8 protein-coding genes and 1 pseudogene are annotated in these 16,540 nt (G+C 74.5%); 2 read left to right on the top strand and 7 right to left on the bottom strand.

Going from position 1 to position 16,540, the window contains the following annotated elements:
* Position 1 precedes the first annotated feature (1 nt).
* Positions 2-1,160: pseudogene (locus ACWY4P_RS07025) on the top strand (family 43 glycosylhydrolase); the annotation flags it as partial.
* Positions 1,161-1,181: 21 nt separating this feature from the next.
* Here the strand turns inward: ACWY4P_RS07025 and ACWY4P_RS07020 are convergent.
* The 6 genes from ACWY4P_RS07020 to ACWY4P_RS06995 all read right to left on the bottom strand — a co-directional run bounded on the left by ACWY4P_RS07020 (position 1,182) and on the right by ACWY4P_RS06995 (position 13,201).
* Complete coding sequence (locus ACWY4P_RS07020) at positions 1,182-2,639, bottom strand: alginate lyase family protein (RefSeq protein ID WP_456209268.1); 1,458 nt, start codon at positions 2,637-2,639, stop codon at positions 1,182-1,184.
* 84 nt (positions 2,640-2,723) lie between these two features.
* Positions 2,724-4,832 carry a protein kinase domain-containing protein gene (locus tag ACWY4P_RS07015; protein ID WP_456209267.1) on the bottom strand — a complete coding sequence of 703 codons (2,109 nt, stop codon included), beginning with the start codon at positions 4,830-4,832 and terminating at the stop codon, positions 2,724-2,726.
* Between the two features lie 63 nt (positions 4,833-4,895).
* The gene (locus ACWY4P_RS07010; protein WP_456209266.1) at positions 4,896-7,100 is read right to left on the bottom strand and encodes a protein kinase domain-containing protein; all 2,205 of its coding nucleotides are present in this window, start codon (positions 7,098-7,100) and stop codon (positions 4,896-4,898) included.
* A 5-nt stretch (positions 7,101-7,105) separates the two neighbouring features.
* A complete protein-coding gene (locus ACWY4P_RS07005; protein WP_456209265.1) occupies positions 7,106-9,184 on the bottom strand; it encodes an outer membrane protein assembly factor BamB family protein in 2,079 nt (692 codons plus the stop codon).
* A gap of 81 nt (positions 9,185-9,265) precedes the next feature.
* Positions 9,266-11,731 carry an outer membrane protein assembly factor BamB family protein gene (locus ACWY4P_RS07000; RefSeq protein WP_456209264.1) on the bottom strand — a complete coding sequence of 822 codons (2,466 nt, stop codon included), beginning with the start codon at positions 11,729-11,731 and terminating at the stop codon, positions 9,266-9,268.
* A 123-nt stretch (positions 11,732-11,854) separates the two neighbouring features.
* On the bottom strand, positions 11,855-13,201 hold the full coding sequence (locus ACWY4P_RS06995; RefSeq protein ID WP_456209263.1) for a BTAD domain-containing putative transcriptional regulator: 1,347 nt from the start codon (positions 13,199-13,201) through the stop codon (positions 11,855-11,857).
* Positions 13,202-13,335: 134 nt separating this feature from the next.
* Between ACWY4P_RS06995 and ACWY4P_RS06990 the strand changes: the two genes are divergently transcribed.
* Complete coding sequence (locus ACWY4P_RS06990) at positions 13,336-13,851, top strand: hypothetical protein (RefSeq protein ID WP_456209262.1); 516 nt, start codon at positions 13,336-13,338, stop codon at positions 13,849-13,851.
* A 62-nt stretch (positions 13,852-13,913) separates the two neighbouring features.
* Here ACWY4P_RS06990 and ACWY4P_RS06985 read toward each other — a convergent pair whose 3' ends face one another.
* The gene (locus ACWY4P_RS06985) at positions 13,914-16,313 is read right to left on the bottom strand and encodes a glycoside hydrolase family 44 protein (protein WP_456209261.1); all 2,400 of its coding nucleotides are present in this window, start codon (positions 16,311-16,313) and stop codon (positions 13,914-13,916) included.
* Positions 16,314-16,540: the final 227 nt, after the last annotated feature.

Here is a 16,540-nt window from a genome sequence, read left to right as displayed (position 1 = left end):
CGCGCCGACCATCCGTCACCACGACGGCCGCTTCTACATGATCACCACCAATGTCAGCGGCCGAGGGCACTTCATCGTCCGGAACGGTGCTGGAGGGCCCCTGGCCGGTGTGGTCCGGGATGGGGCTGCAGCATCCCGAGGCCCCGCATCTGTACCGCGTCGGCGACTGGTGGTACCTCATGCTCGCCGAGGGCGGCACCGAGCGCGGACACTGCGTGTCCATCGCCCGCGCCCGTTCGCCGCGCGGCCCCTACGAGGCGGCCCCGGCCAACCCGATCCTCTCCCACCGCGGCACCGACCTGCCGATCCAGAGCACCGGCCACGCCGACCTGGTGTGCGCGCCCGACGGCACCTGGTGGATGCTGCTGCTGGCCACGCGCCCCCGTGGCTTCTTCCCGAGCTTCCATGTCCTGGGCCGGGAGACGTTTCTGACCCCCGTGCGATGGGTGGACGGATGGCCCGAGGTCGGGCCCGTACGGGGCCGGCACCCCGCCCCGGCCGCGTGGTGGCCGCTCGACCCCGAGCCGCCCCGGGACGACTTCGACGGCCCGGCGCCGGCGCCCGGCTGGATCTCCCCGCGCAGCCGCCCCGCCGGCTCCTGGTCGCTGGCCGACCGGCCGGGGTGGCTGACGCTGCATGCGACGGGGACCACTCTCGACCGCCCGGGCCACACCTTCCTCGGGCGCCGGCAGCAGCACCCCGACTGCCGGGTGACGGCCCTCCTTGACCCCGGCTCGGCCCGCGCCGGGCTCTCGGTGCGCATGGACGAGGCCCACCACTACGACCTCGAGGTAGCCGAGGGAGAGGTGAGCGTGATCGCCCGGATCGGTCCGCTGCGCCGGCGCGTCGCACGACACCCGGTGGAGCCGGGCCCGGTCACCCTGGCCATCGACATACGCACCACCGGCGTGTTCGCCCCCTCCGTCACCTCCGCCGAACACGCGCGGCAACCGCTCGGCGTCCGGGCCGGCGGACCGGACACGCTCGCCTTCTCCGTCGAGGGGCCCGAACCCCTGCGACTGGCCGAACTCGACGGCCGCTATCTGTCCACCGAGGTCGGCGGCGGCTTCACCGGCCGTGTGATCGGCATGTACGTCACCGAAGGCAGCGCCGCCTTCGACTGGTTCGACTACCGGCCGACCGCCGCCGACACTCACTGATCAGGCCTGTTACGACACGTCTTACGACACGTCGCCACCGGACCGGCCGCGGCGGCGCAGCAGGAGCAGCCCGCCCGCGAGGGCGGCGACCCCGGTGGCGGCGGCGACCCCGACCAGCTCACCCGAGCCGGTGGCCGCCAGGTCGCCTCGGCCGCCCTGCGGCCGGGCCGAGGAGGGCGCGGCGGAGGACGACGAACCGGAGGCGGAGGCGGAGGCGGAAGGGGAGGGGGAAGAGGACGAGGCCGGGGACGGGGCGGGGGTCCGGTCCCGGGTGAAGCACAGGGTGCCGAAGCCGAGTTGGTCGTAGCCGCCGCTGTTGGGGCCGTAGTCCCCGCCGCCGCCCTCCGGAGTGGCCTTGGCGGCGATCCGGGTGACATACGGCGCGGACCGGCCCCGGCGCTTGGTGTAGTGGTTGGCGATCATGGCCCAGATTGGCCTGACCATGGCCGGGTCGGCGTTCGCCGCCTCGGTGACGGTCTCCGTCCCCGACCAGACGCCGGGGGCGCCCTTCTGCCGGGTGTAGGGGGTGAAGGGGACATCCCCGCCCAGGCTCCACTTGGCGACGTACTCGGCGCCCTTGAAGAAGCGGCTGTCGTCGTATCCGTACAGGTCGATGCCCTGGTTCCAGGCCATCTCGCAGATGGTGCCCATCAGTCCGACACCGAGCAGGGCGTGCCCCTGGTCGCGGCCCGCCTCGACCCACTCGGCGAGGCCGTCGGAGTGGACGACGGGGATGGCGTTCTTGATCGAGCCCATGCCCTTGCCGTGCTTGAAGTAGCTCACCGCACGGTCGACCTTGGCACGGTCGTCGCAGAGGATCCCGGTGGCCAGCACGCAGGCCATGGCCGTCAGGTCCCAGTTGGCCCAGTAGTTGGTGATGTACGCGCCGTTGTGGCGGGTGAGGAAGTCCTCGCTGACCGTGCAGAACACCTCGCGCAGCATCTTCTGGAAGCGGGCCAGCTCGAACCCCTCGTAGCCGCGCAGCAACTCGGCGGCGTTGGCGAACTGGTAGCCGTACAGGCCCGCCGCGAGGAACCGGTCGGCTGAGCCGTCCAGCCTGGTCAGCCTGGCCGACCACGCGTTGAGGACATCGCGGGCGGTGTCCGCGTGCGCGGTGTCGCCGGTGATGTGCCAGCGCAGGGCGTTCTGGTAGGCGGCGTGGATGTCGTTGTAGAGCGTGCGGTAGTTCTCCGGCGAGCCCGAACCCCGGTAGACGGTCGGCTGCGGGTTGGCCTTCCAGGCGGCCCCCGCGTGGGGGTTGGCGGTCAGCCTGGCGAAGCCCGCCTGGTAGGGCGCGGCGCCCGCCTTCACCTTGGCGGCCATGCGGTCGAGGTCCGCCCGGGTGTGCAGCATCCCCGGGTGCGCGAAGGTCCCGGCCGCCGAGGCCGGGCCCGCGGCGGCGACCGTCCCGATGCCTCCGGCACCCGCCGCGGCCCCGGCGATCTTCAAGATGTTCCTGCGGCTGATGTCTGCTGCCACTGCTGTGCTCCTCGGATTCGGATCCGTACGCACAGGGGACGCGGCGGAGCGCGGGCGATAACAGAAAATCGGGCCCGGGCGGTGTCAGAAGACGGGCATCGCGGTCAGGGCGCCGCCGCGCAGCAGAAACACACGGTTGCCCGCGCCCGCCGCCGTCAACCTGCCCGCCTGGCCCGCGCTGTGCTGCCACACACCGACGCCGTCCCTGGCCCGTACCGTCCCGACCCCGGCACCACCGGACCGGTCCAGGGCGATCCACACGCCGTGCCCCTCGACCACGGGTGGATCCGAGGGTGGCGCCTCGTACGGCAGCGGATACGTCCAGGACTGGCCGCCGTCGGTGAGACGGCGCCGCCGCAGCTCCGTCCCGTCGGCCGCGTACAGGGCAGCGCCCGAGACGGTGGGCGCGGTCCAGCCGTCCGAGCCCTGGTCGCCGGTTGTTTCGGCGCGGTGGGACCACTTCACCGCGCCGTCGGCCAAGGCCAGGGCGGTCAGCGAGCGGCCGCCGAGGTAGACGGTGTCCCCGGCGACGGCGGGGGCGAGGGCCTTGGCGCTCCGGCCCTTGCGCGCGGGCCACGCGGCCTGTCCGGTACGGGTGTCGAGCGCCGCCACGGTGCCGTCCGAGCCGCAGACCACCAGCCGTTGCCGGCCCACGGCCGCCAGCGCGGGGTCCTTGAGGGAGGTGCGCACCGGTGCCGGCACCGTCCACCGCGGCCTGCGGGACTCCAGCTCCACCGCTCGGAAGCGGCCCTGACGGGTGACGACGTAGACCGCCTCCTCGTCGGCGGCGAGCAGCATGGCCACGTCGGCGGCGGCCGCCCACCGCCGCCTCCCGTCCTCCGCGGGGTCCAGCGCGAGCAGCGTGCCGCGCGCGTCGGCGGTGAGGAGGAGGTCGTGGGACGGGGCGAGGTACCGCGCGGCGGCCGCCGCGCCGGGGACATCCCACCGCCGCCGACCGTCGGTGACGCCGTACGCCCGCAGCCCGCCGCCCGCGGCGCCGACGACGACCACATCGCGCACCGGCAGGGGCGCCGGCGACCCGCTGACCGAGCCCGCGGCCGCCCCGGACACCGGTCCCCACAGTGGCCGCGGCGGTGTCTGGTTACCGGACGCGGGCTCGGGCAGCGGGTCGGCGGCCCAGTCCTCGGCCCGTCGGCCACGGTCGTCCAGCAGCCACCACGCCCCCGTGCCCACCCCCGCCACCGCCGCGGTGACACCCACGGCCAGCAGGGAAAGCGCGCGGCGACGGCCGGGCCGTGGCGAGACGGTGTCGTCGGTGGGGAAGGCCGCCAGCCGCTCCGCCTCGGCCTCGCGTACGGCGATGTCGTCGGCGAGCGGCCCCGTGCGCCACGCGGGTACGGCCCGGCGCGGCGGCGCGAGGGCCCGGGCGAGCTGTTCCGGGAGGGGGCGGTGCGCCGGGTCCTTGGCGAAGCAGGGGGCGATCACGGCCCGCAGCTCGGGGTGCACGCCGTCCAGCCGGGGTTCGCCGTGCACCACTTCGTACTGCACGGCCGCCACATGCCCGCCGTCGTAGGCCCGCTGCCCGGTCGCCGCGTACGCCAGGACACAGCCGAGGGAGAACACGTCCCCGGGCGGCCCGACCCGCTGCCCCAGCACCTGCTCAGGGGCGCCGTAGCCGGGGGTCACCGGGGCCTGGCCGGTGGCGGTGAGGGTGAGCCCGTGTTCGGGCCGGGCGATGCCGAAGTCGATGACGCGTGGCCCGGCCGAGGTCAGCACGGTGTTGGGCGGCTTGATGTCGCGGTGCACCAGGCCGGCCGCGTGAATGTCCGCGAGGGTACGGGCGACAGCCGCCCCCAGCGCCCGCACGTCGGCGTCGCCGAGGGGCCCGTACCGCTCCACGGCGCCCTCCAGCGTCGGCCCGGCCAGGAACTCCGTGGCGATCCACGGACGGCCCCCCGAGGAGGCGTCGGCGTCGGCGTTGTCGTCCGAGTGAGCCATCAGGACCCGGGCGACACCCTTGCCGCGCACCGCCTGGGCCGCCTGCGCCTCGCGGACGAAGCGCCGGGCCATCTCCTGCCGGTGGGCGAACTCCGGCAGCAGCACCTTCACCGCGGCGGTGCGCCCGGTCCGGTCCCGCCCGAGATAGACCTGGCCCATGCCGCCCGCGCCGAGCACGCCGATCAGACGGTAGGGGCCGAGGCGGAGCGGGTCGCCGGGGCCGAGGGGCTTCATGTGTCTCCTGGAAGGGCTGCGCGGGCTGTTTTCGGGCTGTGCGGGCTGTGCGGCCTATGCGGCCTATTCGAGGGGGATGGCGGCGACGACGTGTCCGCTGGCCACGATGGCGCGCCGCGCTTGGCGGTGTGCCACGGCCGCGCGCCCGATGCCGCCGCCCTCGGGGGCGTTGAAGGTCCAGGCGGAGGCGTGCCGGGTGCGGTCCACGGCGGAGATCCAGCGTCGGCTGTCGACCGTTCCGTAGACGTATGTGTCACCGACGAGCGGTGCGCTGTGGAACTCGGCGGCCAGCCCCGTCGGTTTCTCCGCCCAGCGGAGCCTCCCCGTTGCGCCGTCCAGGGCGACGAGTCCGCGGTCACCCTCCGCCGCGTACACCACGCCGCCGCGGACCGCGGGCGGTCCGTAGCGACGCTCCCTCGCGTCGAAGTCCTCGCCCACCTCACGCCCCTTGCCGAAGCGCCAGGAGATCCTGCCGTCGCTCAGGCGCAGGGCGAAGATCTCGTCGGCTCCGACGTAGACGTGGGTGGGGGAGAGCGCCAGTTGCCCCCGGGCGGTCCTCTGCAGCGACTCCGGAAACTCCACATGGGTGGGGACGCTCCGCTGCCACAGCCGCGCGCCCGTCCGGGTGTCCCGCACCTCCAGCTCGAGCCCGCTGCCGCCGGCCAGCAGCAGACGGCGGCCGGAGACCGACGCGACGACCGCGGTGTCGGCATCGCTCGGCGTCGACCGGGCGAACGGCTGCCGCCACCGCTCCGCGCCCGAGTCGAGGTCGAATTTGAGGAGATACCAGCCCTTGGCCAGGTTGCCGGCCTTCTCGTCGCGGGAGATGGCGTACAGCGAGTCGGCGGTGGCGGTCAGCAGGGTGGTGCTGGACGGCTCCCATCTCGTGGCGCGCAGCACGGCGGCGTCGGGATTGCCGGTCTTCGGATCGACGCGTGTCACGGCGAGGGCGTCACCGTAGTATCGGTCCTGGAGGGCGAAGAGCCGTCTCCCGTCCGTGGTCATGGCGTAGCCGGCGTCCATGGCGTCGGAGGTCCACAGCCGGGTGCCGCGCTTCGCGTCCAGGGCCAGGGCGCCGTCGTCCGTGAGCATGACCACCGCGGAGCCCACGATCTGCGGGGCTTCGAGGACGCTGATCTCGGGTGTCTCCCGCCGCCACGCCGCGTCCGGTGGCACGTTGGCCGCGCGCGCGGTTGAGCTTGGCCCGGTGTCCGGCCCGGACCCGGAGCCGCCACGCGACCGCCATGACCAGGCGGCGTAGCCCGCGCCCGCGAGCGCCAGCGCGCCCCCGCCGGCCAGGGCCAGCGCCGTCCGCCGGGACGGGCGCCGGGCGCCGGAGGCCGGGGCGGGCTCGGGGGCTTCGGCCGGCGCGGGCAGGCGCCGCGGGGCGATCTCGTACGCCTGCACGCAGCGCCGGGCGATGTCCGCGAGCACGATCTCCGGCAGATGGTCGGCGAACTCCCCAGTCCTGTCGTGGAGTTGGGCACGCAGCTCGTCGGTGCCCGGGCGCTGCCCCGGCTCCTTGGCGAGGCAGCGCCGCAGCACCGGCCGCAGCCCGCCCGGGACCGCGGTCAGCTCCGGCTCCCCGTACCGCACGCGGTAGAGCAGATCCGCCGGCTGCCCGCTCCCGAACGGCCCGGCGCCGGTCGCCGCGAAGACCAGCACGCCCGCCAGCGCGAACACGTCACCGGCCGGGGTGTGTTCCCCGCCCGTGGCCTGCTCGGGCGACATGAAGGCCGGGGTGCCCGCGGCCCGGCCGGTACGGGTCAGCCGGTCGTCGCCGATGGCGCGCGCGATGCCGAAGTCGATGACCTTCGGGCCGAAGGCGCTGAGCAGGATGTTGGAGGGCTTCAGATCGCGGTGGACGACGTCCGAGGCGTGCAGCCGGCCGAGCGCCTCGCACAGCGCGGCGCCCAGCGGCCGTACGCAACTCTCCGGCAGCGGGCCGCACAGCGCGACCGCCTCGTCCAGCGGCGGGCCCAGCACGTATTCGGTGGCCAGCCAGGGGGTCTGGGCCAGCGGGTCGGCGTCGATGACCTCGGCCCCGTACTCCCCGCCGATGACGCGGGCCGCGTCCGTCTCCAGCCGGAAGCGGGTGCGGAATTCGGTGTCCGACGCCGTCCTGGCGTGCATGGTCTTGAGCGCGACCGTGCGGCCGCCGGACGAGCGGCCCAGGTAGACCACGCCCATGCCACCGGCGCCGAGCCGGGCGATGAGCCGGTACGGGCCCAGGGCCTGCGGATCGTCGTGGGTGAGGGGAGAAGCCATGGTCATCAGTCCACTGGAAGCGCGTACAGGACACGGTCGTTCCGCACCAGGGCCACGCCCGCGCCGCAGCCGACGACAGCCCCGGTGAACCCTTTCTCCTTGCCCCCGCCCACCGCGGTGAAGCGCCACAGCAGCGTGCCGTCGTCCGCGGCGTAGGCGTCGACGGAGCCCGCGGTGGAGGCGAGCACGGTGCGGCCGGAGCCGCTCACCGAGGTGACGGGGTACGGCAGGCTGGCCCCCACGGAAACGCCGTTGTCGCGCTTCCACTTCAGGCCGCCGTCGGCCGCGTCCAGGGCATAGGTGCGGGCGAGCGTGTCGGTCACGTACAGGTGGGCACCGTGGCGCAGCGCGCGGCCGAACAGGCCGGTCTCCGAGCCGAACGCCCAGGCCTGCTCGCCGCTGCGCATCCGAAAGGCGCGCAGGTTTCCGGCGAGGGTGACCACGAGCAGGTCGTCGGGGGTGCCGGTGTAGACGGGCGGCTCCTGGCCGTCGGGCATGCCACGGTACGTCCGGGTCCACAGCTTCCGGCCGCGGCGCCGGTCGACGGCGGTGTGGCCGCCGTCGGCGTCCGACAGCAGCAGGAAGTCCCGTTGCAGCAGCGCCTTTCCCTTGCCCGGTGTCCCGAACGGGAGGGCCCAGCGCTGCTCGCGCGCCTCGGTGTCGTACGCGACGACCCGTCCCCAGGCTCGGCTGTCCTTCGAGGCCCGGCCGGTTCGGGAGGCGGTGAACCAGAACGTGTCGCCGGACAGCGCGAGCGGCGCGTCGAAGGCGTAGGCGCGGCCGGGGGAGTAGGCGGCGGCCGACCACTCCACCGCGCCGGTGCGCGCGGAGACGGCCTTGAACGTGTCGCCGGGGATCAGGATCAGTTCGCCGCCGAGGTCGTACATGTCCCCGCGCACGGGGAGGTCGTCGAGGGTCCAGAGCCTTTCGCCGGTGTGCAGATCGATGCCCACGACGCCGCGACCGGCGGCATGGACGACGATCCGGTCCCGCCAGATGAGCGGCGGGCTGCCCTTGGCGCGATCGCCGACCCGGGCCGGGAGTTCGGCGCGCCACAGCGGCTTGGGCGCGACGCCCGGAAAGCGGGTACGGCGGGGCTTGGGCCGAGCGCGCTCCTTGTCACCGGAGGCGGCGAAAGCGGCGACTCCCCCCAGGACCAGTCCGGCGACCGCCGCCGTGGCACCCACGAGGAGCGTGCGGCGACCGGTGGCAGGGGCGGCCGGCCCGGGCGCGGCGGTGGGTGACCCGGCCGCGGCGGCGTCCGCCTCCGCTTCGGCCTCCGCCGTCCGGACCGTGGCTTCCTGCCGGTCGATCGCCGTGGTGACGGACGACGGCAGCCAGCCGGGCGCGGGCGGCGGGGCCAGCTCGGCGGCGAGGTCGGCCGCCCGGGGCCGCAGCCCGGGGTCGTGGGCGCGAGCGGCGGTGATGGCGCGGCGCAGGGACTCGGGTAGCGCCTCCGGCTCCGGGTGCGGCCGGCCGGTGGCCGCGTACGCCAGGACGGTGCCCAGCGCGAAGACGTCCCCCGGCGGCTGTGGCCACCCGCCCGCCACCTGCTCCGGCGGTCGCCCCGGCGACCGCCCCGGCGGCTGCCGGTCGGACGTCGCGGCCCGCGTGGCGCCGTAGCCGAGCAGCCGGGGGCCGTCGGTGGCGAGCAGGACGGTGGCGGGGGAAATCCCGGCGTGCACCAGCCCGTTGGCGTGTGCGTTCGCCAACGCCTGGGCGAGTGCCGCGCCGAGCGCCCGTACGGTCGGCTCCGGCAGCCGGCCCCCGGCGGCGGCGAGAGCCTGTGGCAGCGGCAGCGCCGGGACGTAGCCGGTGGCGACCCAGGGGAGTCCGGGCCCGTCGGGGGCGACAGCCACCACGGGCGGCACGGCGGGGCCGGTCAGCCGCCGCGAGTTCTCGGCTTCCGAACGGAACCGGACGCGGAACGCCGTGTCCTCCGCGAGCGCCGTGGGCGGCATCGCGAGCACCACCGCGCGGCCAGGGGCCTTGGGCTCCAGAGCCAGGCAGTACCGCGTGTGGTCCGCGTCCCAGTCCGAACCGGCGATGACACGATACGGGCCGACGCGTTGCCGCGGCTCCATCCATCCCCCTCGGTCGCCCGCTGATCTCCCTGCCTATGGGGAGCTTAGGGGACGGCCGTGGTGCCGGATTCATGGGCCGGGTCACTCCAGTGGCAGCGCGTACACGGACTTGTGGCTGAGCACGATCGCGACCCCGCCGCCGAAGGCGACCATCTTCCCCGGACCCGCGCCGAGCCCGCCGGATGCGCCACTGACGTCCGAGAACCGCCACAGGATCGCGCCGTCCGTGGCGCGAAAGGCCACGACCTCGGCCGGCGAGACCGCCAGTACCGTCCTGCCGGACGGCGTCACCAAGGTCTCGACGTTGTCCAGCAGTTCGACCGTCAGGAGCTTGGGGTCGCTGTGCCACGCCACCTCGCCGGTCCTGGCGTCCACCGCCGTGACGGCGGACACGCCGTCCGCCACATAGACCCTGCCACCGTGGACGGCGGGGGTGCCGAAGGCCGCCGCGTCCGACCGGAGTCGCGTCGTCCACTTCTTTGCGCCGTCAGGGAGGCCGAGGGCCCGCAGGGTGCCCTGGCCGTCGGCGGCGAGCGCGCTCCCCGGCGCGAGGGGGATCACGTCGGCGTCGAGCGTGACGCCGTCGTACGTCCTCGTCCACAGCCGGCGGCCGTCGCGACGGCTGAGGGCGACAAAGCGCTTGGTGTCCGTCCTCGTCCTGCCCTGTGCCTCGTTGTCGCCGTGTGCCTCCGGTATGACAGAGGCGTCCTTGAGGGGCAGCGGACTCACCAGCCGTTGTTTGCCGGGCGCCGCCGGCATGGCGGTGAAGGCCTCGGGGAGCGGGCTGCGCCACCGCTCCCGCCGCGCGCCGACGTCGTACGCGACGACGGACGTGGTCTTCCGCACCAGGTCCTCGCCTCGGCTGAGGACGGTGAACCAGACGACCCCGCCCCGGACTTCGAGTACCTGCCTCAGGTCGCCGCCCGTGCGCGTGTCGTCGTACTTCGCCTCCCGCCAGCGCATCCTCCCGCTCCGCGCGGACAGGAAGCCGGGTGGACCCATGTCGGGGATCATGATCAGTCCGTTGCCGACATCGACGGCGGGGCCCGCCGGCACACCGTCCGTGATCCACAGCCGCTTGCCGGTGCGCAGGGACAGCCCGAAGACCTGGGTGCCGGCGGCCATCACCACGATCTCGTCGCGCCAGACGACGGGGCCGACGGTCGACGTGTCGCGGGCGCGGTACTCCCACAGCGGGACCGGCGGGACCCCGCGGATCGCCCGGGGACGCCGTGCGGGCTTCTTGTCGTCGCCGACGCCCATGGCGGTGACGGCCCCGAAGCCCAGCGCCGCGCCTGCCACTCCGGCCGTGACGCCCGTGAGCAGCACCCGCCGGGACGGGCGACGGCCGGTGCCGGTGGCCGCGGGCGCGGTGTCGGCGGCGTGCAGTGGCCCGGGCTGTGACGGTCCGGGCTGCGGCGGGCGGGCCGTCGCGGGTTGCGCGGCCGGGGCGGCCTGTGCGGCCGGGGACGGCGCCGGGACGGCCGGGGCGCGCTCCATGGCCGGGGCCGGGGTGCGGGTGGCCGCGGGCCAGGAGGGCTCGGCACTCGGCTCGGTGGCGGCTGCGCCCTCCGCGCCCTCCGCACCTTCCGCCTCCGCGGCCAGCACCCGTGCCGCCTGCCTTGCCATCGCCGCGATCACCCGTCCCGGCAGCCAGCCCGGCCCCAGCACGCTCGCGGCCCCGCTCGCGCCCCCGTCCAGGACGGTGTCCGCCCGCCCGCCGCCCGGCAGCGTCGCCATCTCGCCCGCGGGGGCGTGCGCGTCGCCCGCGGTGCCCCGTATCAGCTCCGCCAGGAGCGCGGCCGCGCTCGGCCGGTCCGCCGGGTCCGGGGCCAGGCAGGCCGTGATGACCTCGCGCAGCGGCTCCGGCAGTTCGCCGGGCCGGGCGGCCGGACGCCCGGTCGCCGCGTACGAGAGGACCGCGCCCAGCGCGTACACATCCCCCGGCGGGCGCGGGCGGCCACCGGTCAGCTGCTCCGGTGCCGTGTACTCGGCCACCATCCCCGGCAGCCCCGACCGGTCCTGACCGTCCGGCGCCACCGCGCGGACCGCGCCGAATCCCGTGATCCGCGGCCGGTCGCCGACCAGCACCGCCCACGGCGTCAGCCCCGCGTGTGCGAGGCCCACCGTGTGCAGCTGTGCGAGGGCCTCCGCGACGGCCGCGCCCAGCGCGCGCGCGGTCCGCTCCGGAAGCGGCCCCCCGTACGCCACCAGCGCTTCGGGCAGCGGCAGTCCGGGCCGGTACGGGCAGGCGTGCCAGGCGGGCCGCTCCCGCTCCGCGGACACCTCCGTGGCGGGCGCCAGCCATCCGACGCGACCGGTCAGCCGGCGCGCCTGCTCGGCCTCGGCCCGGAAGCGGGCCCCGTACGCCGTGTCCTCGTCGAACTCCGCCAGGGGAGTGGTGACGTGGACCGTGCGCTCGCCACTGACGGGCCGGGCGAGGTACCTGCGTTCGACCGCGGGGACGTCGTCCAGGGCCGCTTCCAGACGGCCGATGAGCACATAGGGGCCCACATGGCGCGGGTCGTCATGGCGCAGGGGTTCCATCCCACTCCCGTGTGTGGCTCGCAAAGCATGAGGAGGCTATCCGCTTCGCGCCGAAACCCACGAAGCCACCCCCGGAGGGCGACCGCTTGGGCGACTCGCGCCCCAGCGGCCACCGGGCGGCCATCAGCAGGACACGGGAGGCCGGCGCCGGCTGCCGCAGGTGGCCAGGCTGCACCAGCGGCGCCGGCCGCTCCCGTTGAGGAAGAGCCAGCCGCAGTCCTCGCTGGGACAGCCGCGGATCGTGAACCGGTGGGGGTCCGCCAGGAGGTCCGCCGCGCTGCGTGCGGCGGCGAGCAGGGGCAGCCGCAGACCGGCGGCCGGGGACAGCCGCCACTGGCCCAGGCCGTCCTCGCCCCGGGTGAGGACCGCGGATCCGGCGGCGCGCTGCGCGACGGCGGCCACCGCGTTGAACGCGCGGACATCGTGCGGATCGGTCAGGCAGGCGTACAGGTCGGCGCGGAACACCCGGGCCTCGGCCAGGACGGCGGCGGCCTCGTCGGGGCGCTCCCGCGCCTGCTGGAGCAGCCGGTCGACGAGCGGGGCGTCGACCAGGTCCAGGTGGCCGGCCCATACGGCCAGGGTGGAGTACCCGCGCAGCCACTCCGAGCCCGGGAGCCGCGAGCCGCCCCAGCCCGCGTACGTGTTGCAGAACTCCAGCGCCGGATGGCCGCTGGTGTTCCACGGCAGCCACTCCTCGCCGACCCGTACCGCGTACTGGGGCGCCGGAGGCCGGTCCAGCCGGGGGTCGTCCCGCAGGAGGCGCTCGTGGAGCGTGGTCAGCGCGGGGCCCGGTTCGATGCCCAGCTCGGTCACCAGCACCTGGCGCGTGCGCCGGTAGAGCTCGAGGGCGTCGGCTCGACGGCCGTCGCGGTACAGGGCGGTCATCTGGGCGACGACGAGCCGTTCGCGGGCCGGGAACTCCTGGGCCAGCGGCGTCAGATCCGCGAGGACCCGCTCGTGCAGCCCCATGGCGAGCCGGTCCTCGGCCCGCTGTTCCAGGGCGGACAGGCGCAGCTCGCCGAGGTGCCCGCCGAGCCGGCCGCGTAGCTGATCGTCGATCACGTCGGCGAGCAGCGGGCCCCGCCACAGCGCCAGGGCCCGGTCGTAGGTGCGCACCCGCTCCCCGGGGTCGTGATCGGCGGCCGCCTTTCCGACGAGGTCGAGGAACTCCAGGGCGTCGATGGCGTGCGGGCCGGGGTCCACCGCGTAGCCGTCGTGGCGGGTCTCGACGCACAGCCCGTACGGGGTGAGGCGGGCCCGCAGCCTGCCGATGTAAGTGTGCACGGTGGAGCGGGCCGAGGCGGGCGGGGCGCCGTTCCACAGCAGGTCGATGAGGCGCGCGGTGGTCACGGCGCGGCCGGCGTCCAGCAGCAGGATGCCCAGCAGGCACCGCTCCTGACGGCGGCTGCCCACCACGACGCGCTCTCCCTCGTGGCGGGCCTCGAACGGGCCGAGCAATTGGAACTCCATGGTCGCGGTCAGCCTAGTCCCGCGTCAGCCGGCCCCAGGTCCCGTGTGGTGAGAATCTGGTCAGCGGCCGGGGCGAATCTGAGGTCCGGATCTGAGGTCCGGATCTCCCACACCTCACCTCGCCAGGAGAAAGCATGCGACGAACCTGGGCCGCTCTGCCCGTACTTGCCGCCGTCCTCGTCGGCGCGACGCCCGCGTCGGCCACCTCCACGTCCCCCGGGCGGGGCTGGGAACCCGCGCCGCAGGCTCCGTTCGACACGGCGGCCGGCGTCCGCTGCGACTTCCCCGTCCACGGCGAACCCGTCGTCGACGAGGTCGTGCGGCGGGTGCTGGACACCTACCCCGACGGCACGCCGAAGCGGGTCCAGTACAAGGGGGACTTGATCGTGCGGGTCACCAACACGGATACCGGCGCCTTCTACGACGCGGACGCCGGCGGCAGGGCGATCGTCGACTACCGCACGGACGGCTCCCAGCTGTGGTCCGTGCTCGGCCCCGTACTGTTCGGCTTCGGCGAGAACGGCGGCACTCTGGCGCGTGGCCTCTACATCGTCGACGGCGTTTACACGGCGGACATCAGCGCCGCCGGGTACAAGACGCTGACCATGTCGCACGGCACGACCGACGCGCTCTGCGCCCGTATCGACTGAGCCGCGCAAGGCCCGCGGACGGGTGTCCGCGGGCCTCGCGCGTACGGCTCACAGGGCGCGGCTCACCGGGTGGTGTGTCCGCGTACCGCGTGGGTGCCGGGGTCGTGTCCGGCCAGGGCCGCGATATGCGCGGCGGCCGTGGTGCCGGGGACGGTGCAGGACTTGCCGTTCAGCGTGTAGTTCCGCGGCGCGGGGTTGGTGCCGGTGTAGGTGCCGTTGAAGCCGATGGTGGTGGAGGCGCCGGTGGCCAGGGTGGCGTTCCAGCCGGCGTCCTTGACGGTGACCTGGGTGCCGCTCTGGCTCCAGGTGCCGTTCCAGCCCTGGGTGACCTTCTGGTTGCCGGTGAAGGAGAGGCCCAGCTGCCAGCCGTTCAGGGCGGGGCCCTTGTTGGTGAGGGTGACGGTGGCCGTGAAGCCGGAGCCCCAGTCGTTGCTCACCCGGTAGTCGACCGTGCAGGTGGCGGCCGGGGCCGCGGCGGTGGTCACCCGCACCGGGGCCGAGGGTGGCGAGCTGCGGCCCGCGGTGTCCTTCGCCACGACGCGGAAGGTGTAGGCGGTGGCCGGGGAGAGGCCGGTGACGGTGGCGCTCGTGGCGGGGGCGTCGACCGTGGCCACCGGGGCGGTGCCCGCGGGGTCGCCGGAGTACACCTGGTAGCTCGCCACCGGGGACGAGCCGGCGCTGGACGCGGCCCAGGACAGGGTGGCCCGGTCCGAACCGACCGCGGTGGCGGCCGGGGTGCCGGGGGCGGTGGGCGGCTTCGCCTCGGAGGAGCCGGCGGGCAGGACGTACTCGGTGATGGAGTACGCGGGGAAGGTGGTGGTGAACCCGCCGTCGGTCAGCGGCTGGTCGGCCAGGTGCTTGATCGAGGTGACGTCGTCCTGGCCGTAGCGGTAGACCTGCGCCGAGCCGGCCGACCCGGTGCGGCCGGTCATGGACACCGGGGCGGTCAGATCACCGGTGGTCTTGTTGACGACGATCACGGTCAGCGCGTGGTCGCTGTCGCGCTCGGCCGCGTAGACCGAGAGCTTCTCCTGGTCGGCGCTGGCCGCCTGGACCGCGGTGTCGCCGAAGGAGCCGCCGTTGCCGTCGTAGTTGCGGAACATGCGGAAGGCGTAGGCGCCGGGGTCGGTGGACTTGGGCGGTGCCCACAAGGTGGCCAGGTCGAGTCCCTCCCGCCCGAAGATGCCGAGCACATCGGCCTGTGCGAGGGCGCCGTCGATGTGGTCCAGCGCGCCCCAGTTGTACTCGGTGATGGCGAGCTTGGTGCCCGGGTAGTTCTCATCGACGAGGGAGCGCATGCGCGGGATGAACTGGACGGGCTGGTTGATCCAGCTCTCGTCCACATACGTGGGGTCCCACAGCTGCCGCGTGGAGCGCAGCCGCAGCTCCTGGGTGGCGGGGTCGTCGTTGCCGCTGGACACCCCGGACTGCTGCGGGTAGACGTGATTGTCGAAGTAGTCCAGGATGCGGCGGCCGTGGCTCTGCTCGTAGGCCTTCATCTGCTGGAGGTACCAGGGGGCGAACTGCAGCCCGCCGTGGGCCGCCCGGTCCGGGGGGTTGGACCAGCAGTCGCCGCCCTTTTCGCCGCAGGTCTTCTGGTCGAGGCCGGAGTAGATGAGGGAGTTCAGGCCCCAGCCGACCGGGCCGAGGGTCTGGGCGCCTGGGTCGGCGTCCTTGATCGCGGCGGCGGTGGCGTAGGTGCTGTCACGTATCTCGTCATAGCCCGCTCCGGCCGGGTGGACATCCCGGTGGGTGGTGAACCACAGGTCGGGCTCGTTGTCGAGGTTGTAGAAGCGCACCCCGCCGGCTCCCGCGGACCCGTAGGCGCGGTTCAGATACTCCACCCAGCCCTTGGTGAACTCCGGGCCGGCGGCGACGCTGGTGTCGGCGGGGTCGTTGCCGGTGACGTTGGTGTCGTCACTCTTCACGCCGTTGCCGCAGTCCGGGCGCCACTGGGCGTCGCTGCCCTTCTGGGGCCCGTACTTGGTGATGCTGAAGCCGCAGGCGGCGTTGCGGGCCGCCGTCGTCGAGCCGATCATCGGCACGGTCAGTACGGTGTCGGTGCCGGTGCGGCGGTTCTGCTCGACGAACTTGTCGGCTTCCGAGCCGTCCGGCAGCTGGGCGGTGCCGTTCTCGTAGTACAGGTTCTCGAAGTACCAGTCCGAGCCCGCGTTGTAGGCGTCGAGCTTGTAGTTGTAGCGGGTCGTGGCGTTTCCGCCCCATCGCCGTACCGGCAGCCGCAGCTCCTTGGCCAGCGACTCCTCGGCGAAGTTGATCCCGTAGACGTGCGGGTCGATCGCGTGGCGCCCGGTGGTGGCGTCGACCCTGAGGGCGGGGCCGTCCGCGGCGGCGGAGGCGGGCCGCGCGCCTCGGTCCGGTAAGTCGCTCGCCCGGACGGGATCGGCCAGACCGGCACCGGCCACCAGCAGTACCGCGGCCACCAGCGCGGCTCTTGGAGTCATGCGCATGGTCTCCTTCTCAACGGCCATGCGACACGGCTCAGCCAGGCCCGCGCGGCGGGACACGGGTGCACGGGCCATGGCACCGAGGGGGGCAGTGCCGTACGGCCTGACGACGGGGGGGAATGGTTGTGGGAGCGCTCCCAAGGCCTTCACATGGTCAGCGAGCCCCGGGGCACTGTCAAGGGGCTTGAGCGGCCCGACCGGGACCTCGTCCCGCCGAGTCCGGC

This window comes from Streptomyces sp. LZ34, from assembly GCF_053890475.1.
This window is presented reverse-complemented; position numbering and strand designations above follow the sequence as displayed.